Genomic DNA, 16,470 nt, shown 5'->3' with positions numbered 1-16,470 from the left:
CATACCTTATACAAATCGATTTTCACTATGAAGTTCAGAGCGAATAGGCGGTTTGTATCGAAACTATGGGCTGCAGAACAGCAATCGTGCATAACTATTGGATTTAGGATTATAAGCAGCGGGAACGACGATGAACATAACAAACCTACCTGAATTTTTTTCGATCATTTTAGCGATCCTCGCGCTATTCATTTCTTGTTACCAGACTCGACTCAGCAATAAACAGTCTCTATTTCATCGACGATTGAATATATGGATAACCGTCGATAAGCTCATGAGCGTTTACATCAATAATGCTAAGAACCTGGAACAGAACGATAAACCACAAATGGCTGTCGATCTGCTATTTGTTTGGCTGACGAACACTACGTACCTGCAATCAATTTCGGCCTCAATAAACCATGTGTTAGATTCTGACCTTCAGCTCAAATTACATCTAAAGCTTGATGAAATGAAGTCGCTTGCAATGGAGGCAAGGTTTTGCTTCAAAGGTAAGAGCGGAGATGCTGTCGCCGAATTTATCGAAGCGTATCAATCCCTTTTGTTTTCGATGTACCAGTATCAAATCATTTTTAAAATGATGTCTCAAAAAGCATCAGAATACAATTGGTCGCTGGAGCAGGCATCTGAAAAACTACAAGAACCCGCACAGCGGAAAGATCTTTTTGAGAAAGAACTTGCTCTTGCCTCTTCGTATAAGGCATTAAGTCAACAAAAAATGCGAGAGTCAATTGAACGACAAATAGATCTTACGGGCCCTAGTTTGCGCTGATCCAGGTCTTAGATAACGGGCTGTTCGGGAAAACAAAAAGCGGCAAGCTGTACAACATCTCGTTCAAGTACGACTCGCAAACCTATACGGGAAAGTACAAGGGGAGCGGCTTTATCGGAGAGATAAAGCTCGCGGACTTAGTCGATCCGAAGACGGGAGAGTTTGTTTAGGGGAGAGGGTTGAGAGCTCAAAATGCTTGCGCTCGACAAGTAGATTTGACCCATGATTACGCTTGCCGACATATCATTTGCAGTCTCCCGTGTGTTACCTCGCTACGATGTTCGTGAGGCATATCTATTTGGCTCTTTTGCTCGCGGTGAGCAGTCGCCAGATAGTGATATCGATCTGTGTTTCGTTTGCGGAGACTGCATGACGTTTGGCACGCTATACGAAATCTCTCTTGAACTTGAAGAGGAGCTCGGACGAGCGGTTGAGATTATGACTAATCCGCCTGAGCACATGCGTCCGGCTTTCCGCAATAACATTGAACAGGATGAGGTGTGTCTCTATAAAGCGAAGTAGGCGAGGAAGGCTAACGTGGTTCCTCCTTTCACCGACTGGCAAAACGATTTACACCTAATTTTCGGGTTCGTTTACAGGTAATTCGTTCGCCACTCGCCCGATCGGGGGTGCGGACAGAAAGTTGGACCGCGGGGCGGTCCGGACTTGAGGTTCGCATGTACAGCAGGGAGAAGGTCGAGCTGGATTGGCAACACCTATTTGGACGATTCCGGGAGGGACAGCCCCGCCTCCCTGAACTCGACCGGAGACATGTAGCCCAGCGTCGAGTGGATCCTGAAGTTGTTGTACCAGTGCACGTAGTCCGAGAGCTTGGCCCGGAGCTCGCGCGTCGTGCCGAACGTCTCGCGGTGGACGAGCTCGGCCTTCAGTATCCTGTTGGTCGACTCGTCGACGGCGTTGTCGTAGGGGCAGCCCTTGGCCGACAGCGACCTCTCAATGCCGAAGGCCTCGAGCATCAGGTCGATCTCGGCGTTGTCGAACTCGCTGCCGCGGTCCGTGTGGAATACCTCGATGTCCGAGATGGGGAAGGAGAGCGTCGCGAACTCCGACTTGACCGGCCGGGCGTCCTTCCCGGGCCCGGCGGAGCGGCCGACGATCTCCCTGCTGCAGGGGTCGACGAGCAGACAGGCGTAGTTCCACGACGCCCCCACGCGCACGTAGGCCAGGTCGCCGCATATATGGGCGCGCGGCTCCCTGCCGCCGAAGCCGCGCACGACGACGTTGGGCACGTCGACCTCGTTGGCCGCCCCGGGGTGCACCTTGAACCTCTTCCTGCCGCATGCGCCGGCCAGGCCGTTCTCCCCCCATGATGCGGCAGACCCGGCGCCTGCTGGCGGTGACGCCCGACCTCCCGGGCGACGCCTTCATCTTGCGCGAGCCGTACCGGCCCTTGCTGGCGGCGTGGGCCGCGACCACGGCCGGCGCGGCGGGGTCCGGCGCGGCGGGCCGGTCGGCCCGCGAGCGCATGGAGCAGCACGTCGACCTCGCGACGCCGAGGAGCCCGCACTGCGCCGATATGGGGCGGCGGCCCTCGTTGGCCGCCATGGCCCTCACTTCCGAGCGCATATCGGCGCCGCCTGTTTTAAGACGTCGACCTCCATCCGGAGCCTGCGGTTCTCGCGCTCGAGCTCCAGGATCCGGTCCTGCCCGGCCGTGCGGTTGTCCGCGGCGCGCGGCGAGCCGGTCGCGTTTATCGACTTGATCCACCTCTCCACGGTGCTCTTGCCGAGGTCGTGCTCGTCCATGATCCCGCGCTTGGGCTTTCCGGCGTTGTAGAGGTCGACTATCTGCCTCTTGAACTCGTCGGTGAAATGCCTCGGGTGCCTGGGGTCCCTCATATACGGCCCTCCCGTCTCCTGCGCCCCTCCCGGAACTGTCCACACCAGTGTAGCCAATCCATCAAGGCCTGCGCGGCGAGGCCGGCGGGCGTGCGCACGACGATCCACTCGGACCGGAGCGGCCACTACCGCTGGCCGGAGTGGATCGGGATCTGCGAGGAGAACGGCCTGGTCAGGAGCATGTCCGCGAAGGGCTGCAGCCCGGACAACTCGGCCTGCGAGGGCTTCTTCGGGCGCCTCAAGAACGAGTTCTTCCGCTACAGGGACTGGGAGGGCGTGACGGCCGGGGAGTTCATGGGGAGGCTCGAGGCCTACCTCGTGTACTATCGTGAGGAGCGGATCAAGAAGTCCCTCGGGTGGCTGAGCCCGATGGAGTACCGCAGGAAGCTTGGATACGCCTAGGCGCGGTCCAAGAAATCGTCCGCACCCCCATCTCGCTACACTAATAGCTACTGCTACCAGGGTATTTCTTGGTACAGTTTCCATTGGCTCCTGCGAAGATCGGAGCGGTTATGTTTTCTGCCGCGTTCCACACTAGCCGTCACTACATCCTGTTTACCGCCATGGCCTGCCTATGCGTTTTGCTTGGCGGGCCTTCTTGTGCCGCGGGTGCGGAGAGCCTCATCATTGCGGGCGCGACATACTACGAGCCGGGCGTCTCGGGCCCCGGTTGGGCTTGGACCGATGCCGACCACCTGGAGCTCAGCGGCTTTTCTGGCGAGGCCATCGGCGCCGATGGCGACCTGGTGGTGACCCTGACCGGACAAAACTCCGTCAAGGAGATGCAAACGTCCATCGTGGACATTTCGCAGTGCGGTCTGGAGGTGTGGGGCAACCTGACGCTCCGCGGCACCGGGTCGCTAACGGCCACGGGATCGCAGTGCGGGATTCACGCGTTTCAGGCATTGGTGGTGGACGGCTGCACCGTCAATGCCCGGGGCGATGGGGCCGGCATTGAGGACGAGGTCGTGGCCGGCCTGGTCGCGGGTCGTCTTGTCGTTCGCAGTGGCGGGCGCGTTGTTGCCGCGGGCGCGGGCTCCGGAGCGGGCGTGCACGCTTACGGCGCGTACCTGCTAGACGAGGATCCCGGCGACGGCGTGCCCTTCGGGACGCTTGCCGTCGATGCCTCGTGGCTAGATGCGACCGGCGCCGACGGCGGCGTTGGCTGCCTGGCCGGATCGCTTACGTCCGCGCGCTTTGTGGCGTCCGCCGGTGGGGCCTTTGGGGCTAGAGGCGTGGTGGATGCCGACGGGGCCGTGGCCACGCATGTGGTGATTGAGCTCCAGGATGCTACGCCTCCGGCAGGGGAGACCGATGCGCGCGATGTGTCGGGTGGCGGAGCGGGTGAGCCTGCTGGCAGTGTTGATCCTGGAGCGGGAAAGCCCGGTGATAACACGACAAAGGATTCTGCGGTGAAGCCTGCAACTACGTCGCCCAAGACATTCGCGACAACCAAGACGACGGTGAATAAAACTACGGTGATCACGTCGTCCAAACCCAAGACTGTCACTGGAACCACAGCGACACTCCCCAAAACCGGCGACAACAACTGGATCGCTGCTTCCTTAACGTTTTTGCTTCTGGGAACAGCGCTTCTTGCCGTCGCGTATCGCTGCTGAGGCGGCGCGACGCACTCGGCTGCGATACAGGAGCTCTGTAGAAGCTTTAAGGGCAACGCTTTCGGCAAGGGAGCGTTGCTTTTTCATGCATGCAATGTCTAACGTGCAGCCATATGCGTTTCCGCAACAAGGACTATGTTTCGTCGCTGCCCACTGACGTTCTACTGTTGAACGGTTAATAACCTATGATTTCGCCTACCGACATATCCACCGCTGTCTCCCACGAGCTGGCTCAATACGACGTCAGCGAAGCATTTTTTTGCTCGTTCGCCCGAGGCGAGCAAACGCCCGATAGCGATATCGACTTGCGCCTAGTCTGCGGCATCACCATGACGTTCGACACGCTTTACGAACTCTCCCATGAGCTCGAGATGGAACTTGGGCGAAATGTCGAAGTCGTCACCAACCCACCAGAGCACATGCGCCCGGCCTTCCGCAAAAGCATCGAGCAGGATGAGGTGCGTGTCTATGAAGCACTGCAAGCAGGACGAGGAGCTTGCGAATGCCAGCCCGCGGCCTTTCCCTTCCAGAGAACCCAGCCCGGTGACCCTCCAGGCCATTCGCGAAGGTGATGCGTTCTTAGTGACGGGGGAGTCCGGTCGCTTCGACAACGGCGCCGATCTAATCGATGCAGCTCTAAAAGCTCCTGAAGCGTGAGAGAATTTAACCACCGAAGAGACTGTCGTCTTGGAGGTGCCAGATCGGCGAGGTACGCACCTCGCCATTTTTGTACGATTTGATCAAATGTCTAAGCATTTGAACCTGCATATCGACGAGGTCGGCAATGCGGATAGGCCTTTTCTGCCTAGTGGCAGGCTTAATTCGCGATATCCTTCATGTGTTATACTTGAGCCATAAATTCTGTTCCAAGTATTCGAAAGGCATGAGATGAAGCTGCTAAAAATTCACTTCGACCATCTCACGATGTTCGAAGACGGGTTATTCGAAATCGACCTGTTCGCCTCCGACCGCGTGACGGCCTCCGATGAGTCGGCTTTCGAACTGGCGGACCATCTCTACGTGAATAGCGTCGTTGCGCTGGCGGGCATTAACGCTACGGGCAAGACAACAGCACTGAACCTGCTGGAGCTCGCCTGCCGCATTGTTGACGGCTCTCCGGCGCGCGGCGGCGGGCTCCCATCAACGTTCCCCGCCGCGTTCGACGGCCCGTCCAAGCTCAAGTGCGTCATATGGCACGCAGATCGTCTTTACTTGCTCGAGTCGGTGCTGCAGACTGTCGAAGGAGGCGACGACGGTCCCGAGCTGACGTTCTCCGATGAGGTGATTTCTTCGCTGCCAGCCAAGGCCCTCAAGCGCTCGACCCTGGCATCCTGGGCCGAAATCGAGAAACTCGCGTCCCCGCTGTGCGACCGTGCTCAGATGCCGGACTCTTGGGCGGCGCTTACGCCGCCTGACGTTTCCGTCGCAGCCGCTGTGCTCGCCAAGGACTTCGGCCATCGCATCCGTGCGATAGCATTGCGCGACGGTGGCTTCCGCCTCACTGAGCAATTCAACGGTCTCGACGACGTGCTTCGTGTTTTCGACTCTGGCATCGAGCACCTCGAGGTCCGGGACTCCGGTCGCGCCTTCGTACTGACGTTTACAGGTCGCGAGCCCATCACGATCTCCGAGCGGGGGCTCACCGAGGTGCTCTCCTCCGGCACTGTACGTGGCCTAGGGCTGGTGCAGCGCGCAATGAGGGTCCTGCGCTCCGGCGGCTACCTTTTAGTCGACGAGGTGGAGAACCACCTTAACCGCCAACTGGTTAACGTCGTGCTTGATCTGTTTGCCGCCCGCGGGACCAACCCCAACGGCGCGACGCTGGTTTTCACGACTCACTACCCGCAGCTCCTCGATCACGTGCACCGCAAGGACAACGTGTTCTTTCTCGCCCGACGCAACAGCGGTGCGCGCGTGGTGAAGTACGCCGACCGCGTGAAACGCATCGAGAACAAGAAATCGGAGGTATTCGCCTCGAACTTTGTGAAGGGGACCGCTCCGCGCTACGCCGACGTGCGCGCGCTTAAAGAGCTCGTCGCAGAGGAGGTGTCCGATGAGCGGTGATAACGGTTTTCGCTTTGCGGGATATCATCCGATCATCTCCTGCGAGGGAACAGCGGAACAGGTGGCCGTGGACATTCTCCTCGAGGCGGACGCGCTCGTCTTTTCAGAGGCCGACGTCGTGGACGTCACCCGCCTGCGCAAAGTCTCCGATATCCAAGATAGCTACCTCAACTTAGACTATGACTGGCCAGTCTGCATCGTCAGGGTGCTGGACTCGAGGAAAGAACGCTTCAAACTCGGCAACCTGTACGCCGGCCGCTTCCCGGTGGTTAGCTACGTGACTCATCCCGAGATAGAGGTGCTGGCCATTATTCGAGAGGGCTCGTGGAGACGCTGGCACGGCGGACGCATGAAACCGAGCGACTTCTGCAAACAGGAGCTCGGCATGCACGAGGTAAAGAGGGAAGGCTTCCTCAAAAGTTATTGGGATGCCGATTCGCTTACGGCAGCCGCCAGGGAATACAAGCGACTTTCGAAGATCCCCAAGGGCGAGTTGTGCCTGGCAGACCTCATCCGGTAAAGGCTTGCAGCCACCGCAATACCCATAACGCTTCCCAAGACTACCGGCTGCCGCTTGATTGCCCTTTTCTCGGCGCTTTTCTTGCCGTGCACAACACAGCCATAACGCCCATTTCCGGAAGTGCGGGGAAAAATAGGATCCAGCCGAGCACAAACCAAATTTTGGCGTCAAAACCGCAGGTCACGAAAGGGTATAACCGGGGTCTGGTTGGCGGAACTCGGTCTTTCCCCGCACTTCCGAACTCGGAGAGTCTTAGAAGCCAGTATTGAATATCGGCAGCCACTTGCCGAAAATCCATTTGAGTGAATCCGTATCGTCGATATCATTCGAGAGGGGATGACGGACGATGATCCACGCCTACAGTGAGATGTATCTCGAGGATGCCATGAGAACGCTGGGCGAGGCGGTCGATTTTGCCCTCTGTGACCAAGGGCTGACTCCGGCCGAGTTGACGGCCATCCTGTCGAACGCTTTTGAGATGAAACAGTTTGAGCGCGGTACGCCTCGCGTCGTCTGCGGCATGGCGGGCGACGAGCTCGCGCGCGATATTATCGCCCATGCGGGACTGACCCCCGTCGAAGGCAGGGAGACCTATCCGTTCGACCGTTCGCCCCAGTATTGGGCGGGCTGGGTTTTGGCCTATACGCAATGGATGAGCAGCTTGTGTTTTAGCGACCTTTTTGAAGTCGCCCCGCTCGATTGGATAATCGGCTCATACCATCCGCTTCACGAGGCCTCCGAAGACAAATTCGCCCAGATTGTCATTGATAAATGGAACAACGCCCAGGCAGACAAAAAGGGCCTCAAGGCGGTACGAAGGGCGGCCGGACTTACGCAAAAACAGCTCGCCGCCCAATCGGGGGTTAAGCTTCGCGCCATACAACTCTACGAGCATAACCAACTCGGCCTACGCCGCGCCTCGGTCTCCTCGGCATTGGCGCTTGCAGACACCCTAAACTGCACCATTGAAGACCTCGTCTGGCAGCCGATTGCTCTGGAGTACGACTCGCAGGCTATTTCGTCTGTAAAGCTATAGAGGAGTCAGACATGCCTTGGAGCTATGTTCAACAAGATGACGGCGCTGATTGCGTTGCTCAAGAAGATCAATCAACTGCGCACGTGGCAAATTCAGCATCACCGATTTTGCTCGGCGGCCCCACGTCAATCGATGAAGCTGTTCGGCTGACCATTGAGGGCATGCCCAACGCGCTCAGGCTCTTGGAGAACTCATGATGGCGGTCGCGCCGCGCCAGGCGCATCCGTTCGCGCCGCTCGTGCTCGATGATGCCGTTTCGCTCGAGGCCATGGCCGCGGCCGTGATGCGCCTGCACAGCACGTTGATAACGGTCGGGCGCTGCTATACGACCGACGCCACAGGCGACCGGGCTGCGCTCGAACTCGGACGCGTCGAGTCCGTGCTTGCGGGTGCATTCTGTACGATATTCGGCCAATCGCCGGCCGATCGCTTCGCAGACATCTTTGACCAGGTCACCTACGTGGCCGAGCACATGGTCAAGGACCACATCTTTGAAGACGGTAACAAACGAACCAGCCTTGTCTTTGCGTTGTCCGTCTTAAGGTTCGCAGGCACTCCGGTCGTGCTGTCCGACAGCCCCGAGCCCAAAGACAACCAGTACTACGCCTGGATCCAGGACCTCGTTTCCAGTCGCCGCACGAACAGCGAGCTGGCCGAAGAGCTGCGCTGCGGATTCATTGCGGGCACGGGCAACCTGTCGCTCGTATAGAATCTAAGCATCCGCACGCCGGTTATTGAATGGATTGGACACTACATGGAAATCCCCAGCACCCTGTGCAGCAATGTCTACGACTTTGCGTTTTGCCCCGAGCCCTGCTACGACCGCCTGGTCGATCTCGCCGACCCCGAAGACTGGGGTCCCAGCAACCGCATTCTCAAAAACTACCTGTCGTTCTCATTTAGCCGCGCAGTGTTTTTGACCGAGCGCGACGTAGACGAGACCGCTCCGCCCAACCTGCCGCTGGTGTTCGACGACGACCGCTGCCTGTTTAACACCGGCCTGTACACACGCCGTTACGAGACCATCTACGGTCTGTTTGAGCCCAACACCAAGCCCGATGCGCGCCAGCGCTGGTTTTTGAAGGGCTTCTTTAAGGAAAGCGATCCCATGCTGGTCTCGTTTGAGTACCTGCCATGTCGCGTACGCTTTGCCGAGGACCCCTCTGAGCTGGTCTTTGACTACCGTCTGCCCATCCGCTCCAACATCGACCACATTCTGGGCGATGAGGAGAACCTTACGCGTATTCCCGCCAGCCTGATGGGGGAGGATAACTCGCTGCTGCTGCGCCGTGCCTTTGAGGGCGCTGTCGTCGAAGCCGCCCGACGCGCCGCCGCCAATTACACGCTCGCCGTACCGCAGTTCTACGGTGGTCGGATCCAGCTGCTGCTGCCGCTGTGCCTAACCGGCGACAAGCCCGAGCTGGCGCTGACCATCCAGCGCGAGGACGGCTTCTACGCCGCGCGAACGTGCCTTACGCTCGACATGGCGTACAACAACGCGCGACTTATCTGCCGCCCCGAGACCTCGTGGATTAAACGATAAAGGGCGGTTGAGCTGCTGGTTTGTCGGCCGCCCTTATTGCGGCTGCGCGGTCTGCGCCCACGAATTTAAAATCGGGGGCAAAAAGTTCTTGGTAAACCACGCGCGGCTATGATAGTATCTCTTTTGCCGAAAGGCGACGGGCGATTGGCTCAGGGGTAGAGCATATCCTTCACACGGATGGGGTCACAAGTTCGAATCTTGTATCGCCCACCATCTAAAGCACAGGTCAGAGGTTTTAAGCCTCTGGCCTTTTTCTTTTTGACACTAAAATTGAAGCGAAGTTGCCTAAGGCGTTATATGTTATGCAGTTCACCTTAGGTGTCGTCATTGCGCGTTTACAAAATGCGTCTGCGTTCATTCATTGAATTCCCCGCGTAATCTATGTGCAATTGTGGAGACAGAGACCACTAACTCACGGCTCGTACCAGCACGTTTATGTCTATGGCGGCTTTTCAACAGATTGCGTCAAGCTTTTGGTCAGCATTTGGTCAGCTTCCGGTACTTACCCGCATGATGCCCCAGTAGATAATCGGCCATGCCCGCATTCCGAACGGCCTATGGCCGATACCAGGGGAGGTGCAAATGGACGAAATCGTCTGCGCAAACACCGCGTTCCGCTACTGGCGCTGCCCGCCCCAAGTACGCGACCTCTACCCGCGCCTGCCAACTCCGAAGACGGCTGGCGAGCTCTATCCCAATCACCCTTTGTAGTCGACGTCCTCAAACCCCCGATTATTACCACAACAGTGCCCGGTGGCGTTAACTACCATTCGGGATTACGGACAACAATCCACTGTGATGATGCTTCTGGGGTGGACAGTACGCTGGATACCGCGATGAGATTTAGGGTTACCAATCCACTTGCGACGCTATTTACCATGGCGCGCTTTGTGTCTCCAACCGATCTTGTCCTTGCCATGTACGAATTTTGCGGATGGTTCTCAGTCTTTGAGCCCACCGCCGCAGCAGAAGCGGAACTAGACAAAACCAAAGACGCTGCCGAGAGTGCAACCACCGAATCCCTCTTTGACCTCGATGAAAGCCAAGAAGAACCACAATGGAAACGCGTTTACGCGCGCATAAAAGTCAAAGAACAGGTAAATGCGAAGGGGCCCAACGGACAAAAGAAAACGAATGAGGTCACAAAGCTAAAGGGCACTTCGCTCTGGATGAGGAAGCCGCTCATCGAATTACACGAGCTTCATGAGTACGCCAGCAAGATGAAAAAACGAAAGTGGGGTACAAAGTTTTACAAAGCCGCGCAGCTGGTGACGGGTATAGCCGCCTCTCCGCTCGAAGTTGCAGGAATTTTATTGCTATCGCTTCCTCGCTCTCGCGGCGGTGCCGGCTTTAGAAACGTTTACGTCAACGACCTTACGCCGCTTACCGCATCGGCGCAGAGCATTGCAGGGCAAAAAGTCTGCTACGGGGATATCGTGATCGTGAATCCAACCATAATGAAGGCAGGCATCGTGGAGATTCAGGGAGAGGTCATCCACGGATCAGGCGCCGTGCTCGACCACGATGCCAAACGCATGACGGCGCTGCAAAGTATGGGGTATGACGTCTTCCTGGTTACACACGACATGCTTAACGATGCCGAGCAGCTTGATGCGATCGTGCGAAGTCTTTGCACGCGTTTGGAATTGCGCTATAGGTGCAAAACTAAGGCGCAAAAGACAACGGAAATGGAATTACGAGCCAACGTACTGTGTAATTGGTTGGAAATCGGACGTTAGACGGGTGCCCTGCTCACTTCCTGGCGTCCTCGGCCGGCTTCGTGCGATGCCGCCGCCACGAAACCGGCCCATCTACTACGTTTAGCCCCGGTCCCTCGACCATACCCCGTATTTCGCGAAAACCGCAAGCCGTCTACCTGCGGTTTTATTTTTGCCCGTGACGCCATGGTCGGGGGATGCCGCCCAAACGTAGTAGATGGGCCGCATCCGTGGCGGGAGGTCCCCGGGGGCGGCCGGGCGGGCGTCGGGAAGGAGGGCGGCGGCGTAGCCGCCGCCAGCGGGGCGCGCCCCGCTGGCCGGATCGGGCGTCGAGGGCCCCTCGATCTCGAGTCCGTCCCGCATCCTCGCCCCCGCCGCAGAAAGTTTTTCCGAAATTGTCCTTGCATCGCCGTCCGAGTTCCCGTATAGTACTTCTTCGCACGGGGGCGTAGCTCAGCTGGGAGAGCGCTTGACTGGCAGTCAAGAGGTCAGGGGTTCGATCCCCCTCGTCTCCACCCGAGCATTGATTGAGGCTCCAACGGAAGTTGGGGCCTTTTTTCATATAGGCACACAAGGTCAAAGGCGGCACCATGATCCTCCTGGTCGACAAGATCGTGCGTTGAACGGGTGCCGCGTGCATGGTAGTATTTCACGTCGTGGTTCAAAACGTTGGAAGTTGTTCTTCCGCCCCAACCGCGACAGCTACTTTATAAGGGCTCTTGGCGCAACGGTTAGCGCAGGGGACTCATAATCCCTGGGTTCTGGGTTCGAATCCCGGAGGGCCCACCAGGTTATTCAGCAGGTCAGGCAATATGTCTGGCCTGTTTTCTTTTCATCGCAGTGGTTTTCACTTACAAATAGCCTGCCTGCTCACTTCCTGGCGTCCTCGGCCGGCTTCGTGCGATGCCGCCGCCACGAAACCGGCCCATCTACTACGTTTAGCCCCGGCCCCTCGACCATACCCCGTATTTCGCGAAAACCGCAAGCCGTCTACCTGCGGTTTTATTTTTGCCCGTGACGCCATGGTCGGGGGATGCCGCCCAAACGTAGTAGATGGGCCGCATCCGTGGCGGGAGGTCCCCGGGGGCGGCCGGGCGGGCGTCGGGAAGGAGGGCGGCGGCGTAGCCGCCGCCAGCGGGGCGCGCCCCGCTGGCCGGATCGGGCGTCGAGGGCCCCTCGATCTCGAGTCCGTCCCGCATCCTCGCCCCCGCCGCAGAAAGTTTTTCCGAAATTGTCCTTGCATCGCCGTCCGAGTTCCCGTATAGTACTTCTTCGCACGGGGACGTAGCTCAGCTGGGAGAGCGCTTGACTGGCAGTCAAGAGGTCAGGGGTTCGATCCCCCTCGTCTCCACCCGAGCATTGATTGAGGCTCCAACGGAAGTTGGGGCCTTTTTTCATATAGGCACACAAGGTCAAAGGCGGCACCATGATCCTCCTGGTCGACAAGATCGAAAAAAGCTTCGGCGCGCGCGTCCTCTTTAGCGGCGCGTCCTTCCAGATCAACCCCGGCGAGCGCTTTGCGCTCGTGGGACCCAACGGCGCCGGCAAAACCACCATGCTCAAAATCATCATGGGCATCGACAGCCCTGACGCCGGCCAGGTCCAGTACGCCAAGGACTGCCAGGTGGGCTACCTAGAGCAGGAAACCAACCTGGAGCACAAGGACACCACCATCCTCGCCGAGGTCATGGCGGCGGCCAAGGAAATCCGCCGCATGGGCGAGCGTGCCAACGAACTGCAAGCCCAGATCACCGAGCTCTCCGAGCAGGGCAAGGACGTCGATGCACTCCTTAACGAGTACGGCCAGGTCCAGGACCGCTTTGAGCATCTGGGCGGCTACGAGCTCGAGAGCAACGCCCGCAAGATCCTGTCCGGCCTGGGCTTTAAGGTCACCGACTTTGAGCGCCCGTGCTCCGAGTTCTCCGGCGGCTGGCAGATGCGCATCGCGCTGGCAAAGCTTTTCCTGCGCCACCCCGACCTGCTGCTGCTCGACGAGCCCACTAACCACCTGGACCTCGAGAGCGTCCAGTGGCTGCGCGGCTTTATCGCCAATTACGACGGCGCCGTTCTCATCGTCAGCCACGACCGCGCCTTCATGGACGCCTGCGTCGACCACGTCGCCGCGCTCGAGAACCGCCGCGTGACCACCTACACCGGCAACTACAGCAGCTACCTCAAGCAGCGCGAGGACAACCTGGAGCAGATGCGCGCCAAGCGCGCCGCGCAGGAGCGCGACATCGCCCACATGCAGGTCTTCGTCGACAAGTTCCGCTACAAGCCCACCAAGGCCGCCCAGGCGCAGGAGCGCATCCGCAAGATCGAGCAGATCAAAAAGGAACTTGTCATCCTGCCCGAAGGCCACAAGCACATCGACTTTAAGTTCCCCGACCCGCCGCGCTCGGGCGACATGGTCGTGGACCTGGAGGGCGTATCCAAATCCTACGGCAACAAGCACATCTACAGCGACATCGACCTTAAGCTCTACCGCGGCGAGCACGTGGCGCTCGTCGGCCCCAACGGCGCCGGCAAGTCCACCCTCATGAAGATCCTCGCCGGCCTGGAGCCGCCCACTACCGGCACGCGCGACCTGGGCACCAACGTGGGTGTGGCCTACTATGCCCAGCACGCGCTCGAGGGCATGACCGAGTCCAACACCGTCCTGCAAGAGATCGACACTGTCACGCCCAAGTGGACCGTACCGCAGCAGCGCAGCCTGCTGGGCGCCTTCCTGTTTAGCGACAACGATTCCATCGAGAAGCAGGTTCGAGTCCTCTCCGGCGGCGAAAAGGCGCGTCTGGCCCTGGCCAAGATGCTCGTGGCGCCCGAGGCGCTCCTGTGCCTGGACGAGCCTACCAACCACCTGGACATCGACTCGGTGGACATGCTCGAGAACGCCCTGCAAAACTTCCCCGGTACCATTGTGCTGATCAGCCACGACGAGCACTTGGTGCGCGCTGTGGCCAACCGCATCATCGACATCCGCGACGGCAAGGTCACGGTCTACGATGGCGACTACGACTACTACCTCTTCAAACGCGAGGACCTCGCTGCCCGCGCCGCCGCCGAGGCAGCAGGGGAGAGCGCACCTGCCGCGGCCAAGTCCACCAAAGCCAACGCCGCCCAGGACAGCAGCCCCGCCGCGGCACCAAAGCCGGCCGAGGGCAAAAAGACCAAGGAGCAAAAGCGCGCCGAGGCCCAGGCCCGCGCCGCGCTCAACAAAAAGCTCAAGGGCGTGCGCAACCAGCTCAAGAAGATCGAGGCAGAGCTCGACAAAAAGCGCGCCCGCTATGACGAGCTTATGGAATTGATGGCAAGCGAAGAGCTTTATGCCGATCAGGATAAGTTCAACGCCGCGCTGGGGGAATATAACGGCCTTAAGCAAGAGCTGCCCAAGCTCGAGGACGAATGGCTGGAGCTTTCCACCCAGATCGAAGAGGAGACCGCGCGTGAACTCTCGTAAGGCCACCGCCGTGGCGATGAGCATCATCGCCATCGCGTGCCGCATCTGCGGCATCTTTATGAGCGCGATGACCGTGCTGCTGTGCTTTAGCGGCCTCACCGCCAAGCTGCAGATCGTGGGCTTTGTCGTCGAGCTTTCGCGTGCGTTGCCGAGCGCCATCGCCGGCTACGGCGTCATCACATCGCCCTTTGGTGGCGTGTTCCGCCTGGATTACGCCATCGTCGCCGTGATCCTGTTTGTGATTGACCACCTGCTCACGCGCGCCTCGCGCCGCATCCGCTAGGGGAGTGACATGTCCAGCAGCTACCTCATGAACCTGCTCGCCAGCGCCGTTGCCGTCATCGTGGGCATCGTGATCCACGAGAGTGCGCACGCCGCCACGGCATGGGCACTCGGCGACAAGACGGCCCGTTCGCGCGGCCGCGTCTCGCTCAACCCGCTCAACCACATCGACCCGTTTGGCACCATCCTTCTACCGCTGCTGATGCTCGCCGCCGGCGGCCCGGTGTTCGCCTTCGCCAAGCCCGTGCCCGTCTACCTCAACAACCTCAAGCACCCCAAACGCGACGAGGTCCTGGTGAGCGTGGCCGGCCCCGCCTCGAACATCGCGCTGGCATGCCTTGCCGCCGCCCTCATGCACGCGACATACGGCAACCTCTATGCCAGCATGTCCTTTGCCGTGGCGTCCCAAATCATGAACTTTGGCGCCACGTTTATCGTGGTCAACCTGTCGCTCGCGTTCTTCAACCTCATCCCGATCCCGCCGCTCGACGGCTCGTCGATTATCGTGCCGTTCCTCAAAGGTAAGGCGCTCGCCAACTACTATCGCCTGCAGCAATACGCCATGCCCATCCTCATCCTGGTGCTGTACCTGCTGCCCATGTGGACCGGCATCGACGTAATCGGACGCTATTTCGACGTTACCGTGTATCCGCTGGCCGAGTGGCTGCTCAACTTCGCAATCGCCGGCATCTAGGGTAAACTTACAGGTCGATCGTGCAAAACGGTCGCAATATGCACCCAAACCGCGCCGCGAAGGCGCCGTCAAAGGAGGTCGAAGATGTCGTATCGCGTGTCGACGCAGGTCTACAGCGGACCGTTCGACCTGCTGCTGCAGCTGGTAACCCGCCAAAAAGTTGATATCGGCGCCATCTCGATCAGCGAGGTGGCCGAGCAATACCTTGCCGAGGCAGAGCGCATCGAAGCGCTGGATCTAGACGTGGCGAGCGACTTTTTGCTGGTCGCGGCAACTCTTTTGGACATCAAGGCCGCCTCGCTGGTGCCCCAGGAAACCCCGCACAAGACCGACGACGATGACGAGGACGACGAAGACCTCGAGGAACTTAGCGCGCTCGACGGCGACGCCCTGCGCGAGGTCCTGATTCAGCGCCTGATTGCCTACAAGCAGTTTAAGGGCGCGGCGGCGGCTCTCGGCGCGCGCATGCAGGCCGAGAGCCGCATGCATCCGCGCGTGGCCGGCCCCGACCCCGAGTTTTTGGGCCTTATGCCCGACTACCTGGCCGGCATTACCCTGCGCGGCCTCGCCGTCATCTGCGCCGACTTGGACGGCAAGCGCCAGACCTTCCTGCTGGAAGCCGAGCACGTGGCACCGCATCGCGTGCCGCTCGACCTGACGGTGGCCTCGGTCGACCGCTTTACCATGGCGCACCAAACCTGTACCTTCCGCGAGCTGCTGGACGGCGACGCCACCACCGAGCAGCTCGTCGTCACCTTCCTGGCCATGTTGGAGCTTGCCAAACGCGGCTCGCTCACGCTGAGCCAGGACGAGATCTTTGGAACCATTCAAATCAACCGCGTCGAGGGCGCCGAGGCATACGTGCCCGGCGAGGGCCCCGAGCTCACCGAATAGGAGCGGCAA

General features: G+C 59.3%; 18 protein-coding genes, 4 tRNA genes and 1 pseudogene. 21 read left to right on the top strand and 2 right to left on the bottom strand.

Annotated features, from left to right (window positions below):
• Window positions 1-274: 274 nt before the first annotated feature.
• A complete protein-coding gene (locus AAAX36_RS04240) occupies window positions 275-772 on the top strand; it encodes a hypothetical protein (RefSeq protein ID WP_349074161.1) in 498 nt (165 codons plus the stop codon).
• Window positions 773-994: 222 nt separating this feature from the next.
• A complete protein-coding gene (locus tag AAAX36_RS04235) occupies window positions 995-1,294 on the top strand; it encodes a nucleotidyltransferase domain-containing protein (protein ID WP_349074159.1) in 300 nt (99 codons plus the stop codon).
• A gap of 194 nt (window positions 1,295-1,488) precedes the next feature.
• On the opposite strand, the gene AAAX36_RS04230 is transcribed toward AAAX36_RS04235, so the two are convergent.
• Entirely contained in the window at window positions 1,489-2,022 is a 534-nt protein-coding gene (locus AAAX36_RS04230) for an IS3 family transposase (RefSeq protein WP_349074157.1), read from the bottom strand.
• A 321-nt stretch (window positions 2,023-2,343) separates the two neighbouring features.
• Window positions 2,344-2,631, bottom strand: coding sequence for a transposase (locus tag AAAX36_RS04225; RefSeq protein WP_349074156.1), 288 nt, complete (start codon window positions 2,629-2,631; stop codon window positions 2,344-2,346).
• Window positions 2,632-2,733: 102 nt separating this feature from the next.
• Between AAAX36_RS04225 and AAAX36_RS04220 the strand changes: the two are divergent.
• The 19 genes and pseudogenes from AAAX36_RS04220 to AAAX36_RS04130 all read left to right on the top strand — a co-directional run.
• A pseudogene (locus AAAX36_RS04220) lies at window positions 2,734-3,033 on the top strand (IS3 family transposase); the annotation flags it as partial.
• 110 nt (window positions 3,034-3,143) lie between these two features.
• Window positions 3,144-4,250: an LPXTG cell wall anchor domain-containing protein gene (locus AAAX36_RS04215; RefSeq protein ID WP_349074154.1), complete on the top strand. Its 1,107-nt coding sequence runs from the start codon at window positions 3,144-3,146 to the stop codon at window positions 4,248-4,250.
• A 185-nt stretch (window positions 4,251-4,435) separates the two neighbouring features.
• The gene (locus AAAX36_RS04210) at window positions 4,436-4,822 is read left to right on the top strand and encodes a nucleotidyltransferase domain-containing protein (RefSeq protein WP_349074153.1); all 387 of its coding nucleotides are present in this window, start codon (window positions 4,436-4,438) and stop codon (window positions 4,820-4,822) included.
• 316 nt (window positions 4,823-5,138) lie between these two features.
• The gene (locus AAAX36_RS04205; protein ID WP_349074151.1) at window positions 5,139-6,314 is read left to right on the top strand and encodes an AAA family ATPase; all 1,176 of its coding nucleotides are present in this window, start codon (window positions 5,139-5,141) and stop codon (window positions 6,312-6,314) included.
• Window positions 6,304-6,834 (top strand): hypothetical protein, encoded by a 531-nt coding sequence (locus AAAX36_RS04200; protein ID WP_349074149.1) that lies wholly within the window; start codon window positions 6,304-6,306, stop codon window positions 6,832-6,834. Before AAAX36_RS04205 ends, AAAX36_RS04200 begins: the two co-directional genes overlap by 11 nt.
• Window positions 6,835-7,180: 346 nt before the next feature.
• Window positions 7,181-7,870, top strand: a complete 690-nt coding sequence (locus tag AAAX36_RS04195) for a helix-turn-helix transcriptional regulator (RefSeq protein WP_349074147.1) — start codon at window positions 7,181-7,183, stop codon at window positions 7,868-7,870.
• 24 nt (window positions 7,871-7,894) lie between these two features.
• Window positions 7,895-8,020, top strand: a complete 126-nt coding sequence (locus tag AAAX36_RS04190; protein ID WP_349074145.1) for a hypothetical protein — start codon at window positions 7,895-7,897, stop codon at window positions 8,018-8,020.
• Between the two features lie 43 nt (window positions 8,021-8,063).
• On the top strand, window positions 8,064-8,579 hold the full coding sequence (locus AAAX36_RS04185) for a Fic family protein (protein ID WP_349074142.1): 516 nt from the start codon (window positions 8,064-8,066) through the stop codon (window positions 8,577-8,579).
• Between the two features lie 45 nt (window positions 8,580-8,624).
• A complete protein-coding gene (locus AAAX36_RS04180) occupies window positions 8,625-9,413 on the top strand; it encodes a DUF3825 domain-containing protein (RefSeq protein ID WP_349074141.1) in 789 nt (262 codons plus the stop codon).
• Between the two features lie 138 nt (window positions 9,414-9,551).
• Window positions 9,552-9,626 (top strand) — tRNA-Val (locus AAAX36_RS04175).
• Between the two features lie 369 nt (window positions 9,627-9,995).
• On the top strand, window positions 9,996-10,124 hold the full coding sequence (locus AAAX36_RS04170) for a hypothetical protein (protein ID WP_349074140.1): 129 nt from the start codon (window positions 9,996-9,998) through the stop codon (window positions 10,122-10,124).
• Window positions 10,125-10,303: 179 nt separating this feature from the next.
• Window positions 10,304-11,152, top strand: a complete 849-nt coding sequence (locus AAAX36_RS04165) for a hypothetical protein (RefSeq protein ID WP_349074137.1) — start codon at window positions 10,304-10,306, stop codon at window positions 11,150-11,152.
• A 421-nt stretch (window positions 11,153-11,573) separates the two neighbouring features.
• Window positions 11,574-11,646, top strand: a tRNA-Ala gene (locus AAAX36_RS04160).
• A gap of 198 nt (window positions 11,647-11,844) precedes the next feature.
• A tRNA-Ile gene (locus tag AAAX36_RS04155) sits at window positions 11,845-11,920 on the top strand.
• 489 nt (window positions 11,921-12,409) lie between these two features.
• A tRNA-Ala gene (locus AAAX36_RS04150) sits at window positions 12,410-12,482 on the top strand.
• 75 nt (window positions 12,483-12,557) lie between these two features.
• Window positions 12,558-14,591: an ABC-F family ATP-binding cassette domain-containing protein gene (locus tag AAAX36_RS04145; RefSeq protein WP_349074136.1), complete on the top strand. Its 2,034-nt coding sequence runs from the start codon at window positions 12,558-12,560 to the stop codon at window positions 14,589-14,591.
• Window positions 14,578-14,874, top strand: coding sequence for a hypothetical protein (locus AAAX36_RS04140; protein ID WP_349074135.1), 297 nt, complete (start codon window positions 14,578-14,580; stop codon window positions 14,872-14,874). The genes AAAX36_RS04145 and AAAX36_RS04140 overlap by 14 nt, the downstream gene beginning before the upstream one ends.
• 9 nt (window positions 14,875-14,883) lie before the next feature.
• The gene (locus AAAX36_RS04135; RefSeq protein ID WP_349074133.1) at window positions 14,884-15,567 is read left to right on the top strand and encodes a site-2 protease family protein; all 684 of its coding nucleotides are present in this window, start codon (window positions 14,884-14,886) and stop codon (window positions 15,565-15,567) included.
• 84 nt (window positions 15,568-15,651) lie between these two features.
• The gene (locus AAAX36_RS04130; RefSeq protein WP_349074130.1) at window positions 15,652-16,461 is read left to right on the top strand and encodes a segregation/condensation protein A; all 810 of its coding nucleotides are present in this window, start codon (window positions 15,652-15,654) and stop codon (window positions 16,459-16,461) included.
• Window positions 16,462-16,470 lie beyond the last annotated feature (9 nt).

This window comes from Collinsella sp. CLA-ER-H10, from assembly GCF_040092475.1.
In the GTDB taxonomy this organism is placed as follows: Bacteria; Actinomycetota; Coriobacteriia; order Coriobacteriales; family Coriobacteriaceae; genus Collinsella.
The sequence above is the reverse complement of the archived record's forward strand: the minus strand, read 5'-3'. Positions and strand labels throughout refer to the sequence as shown.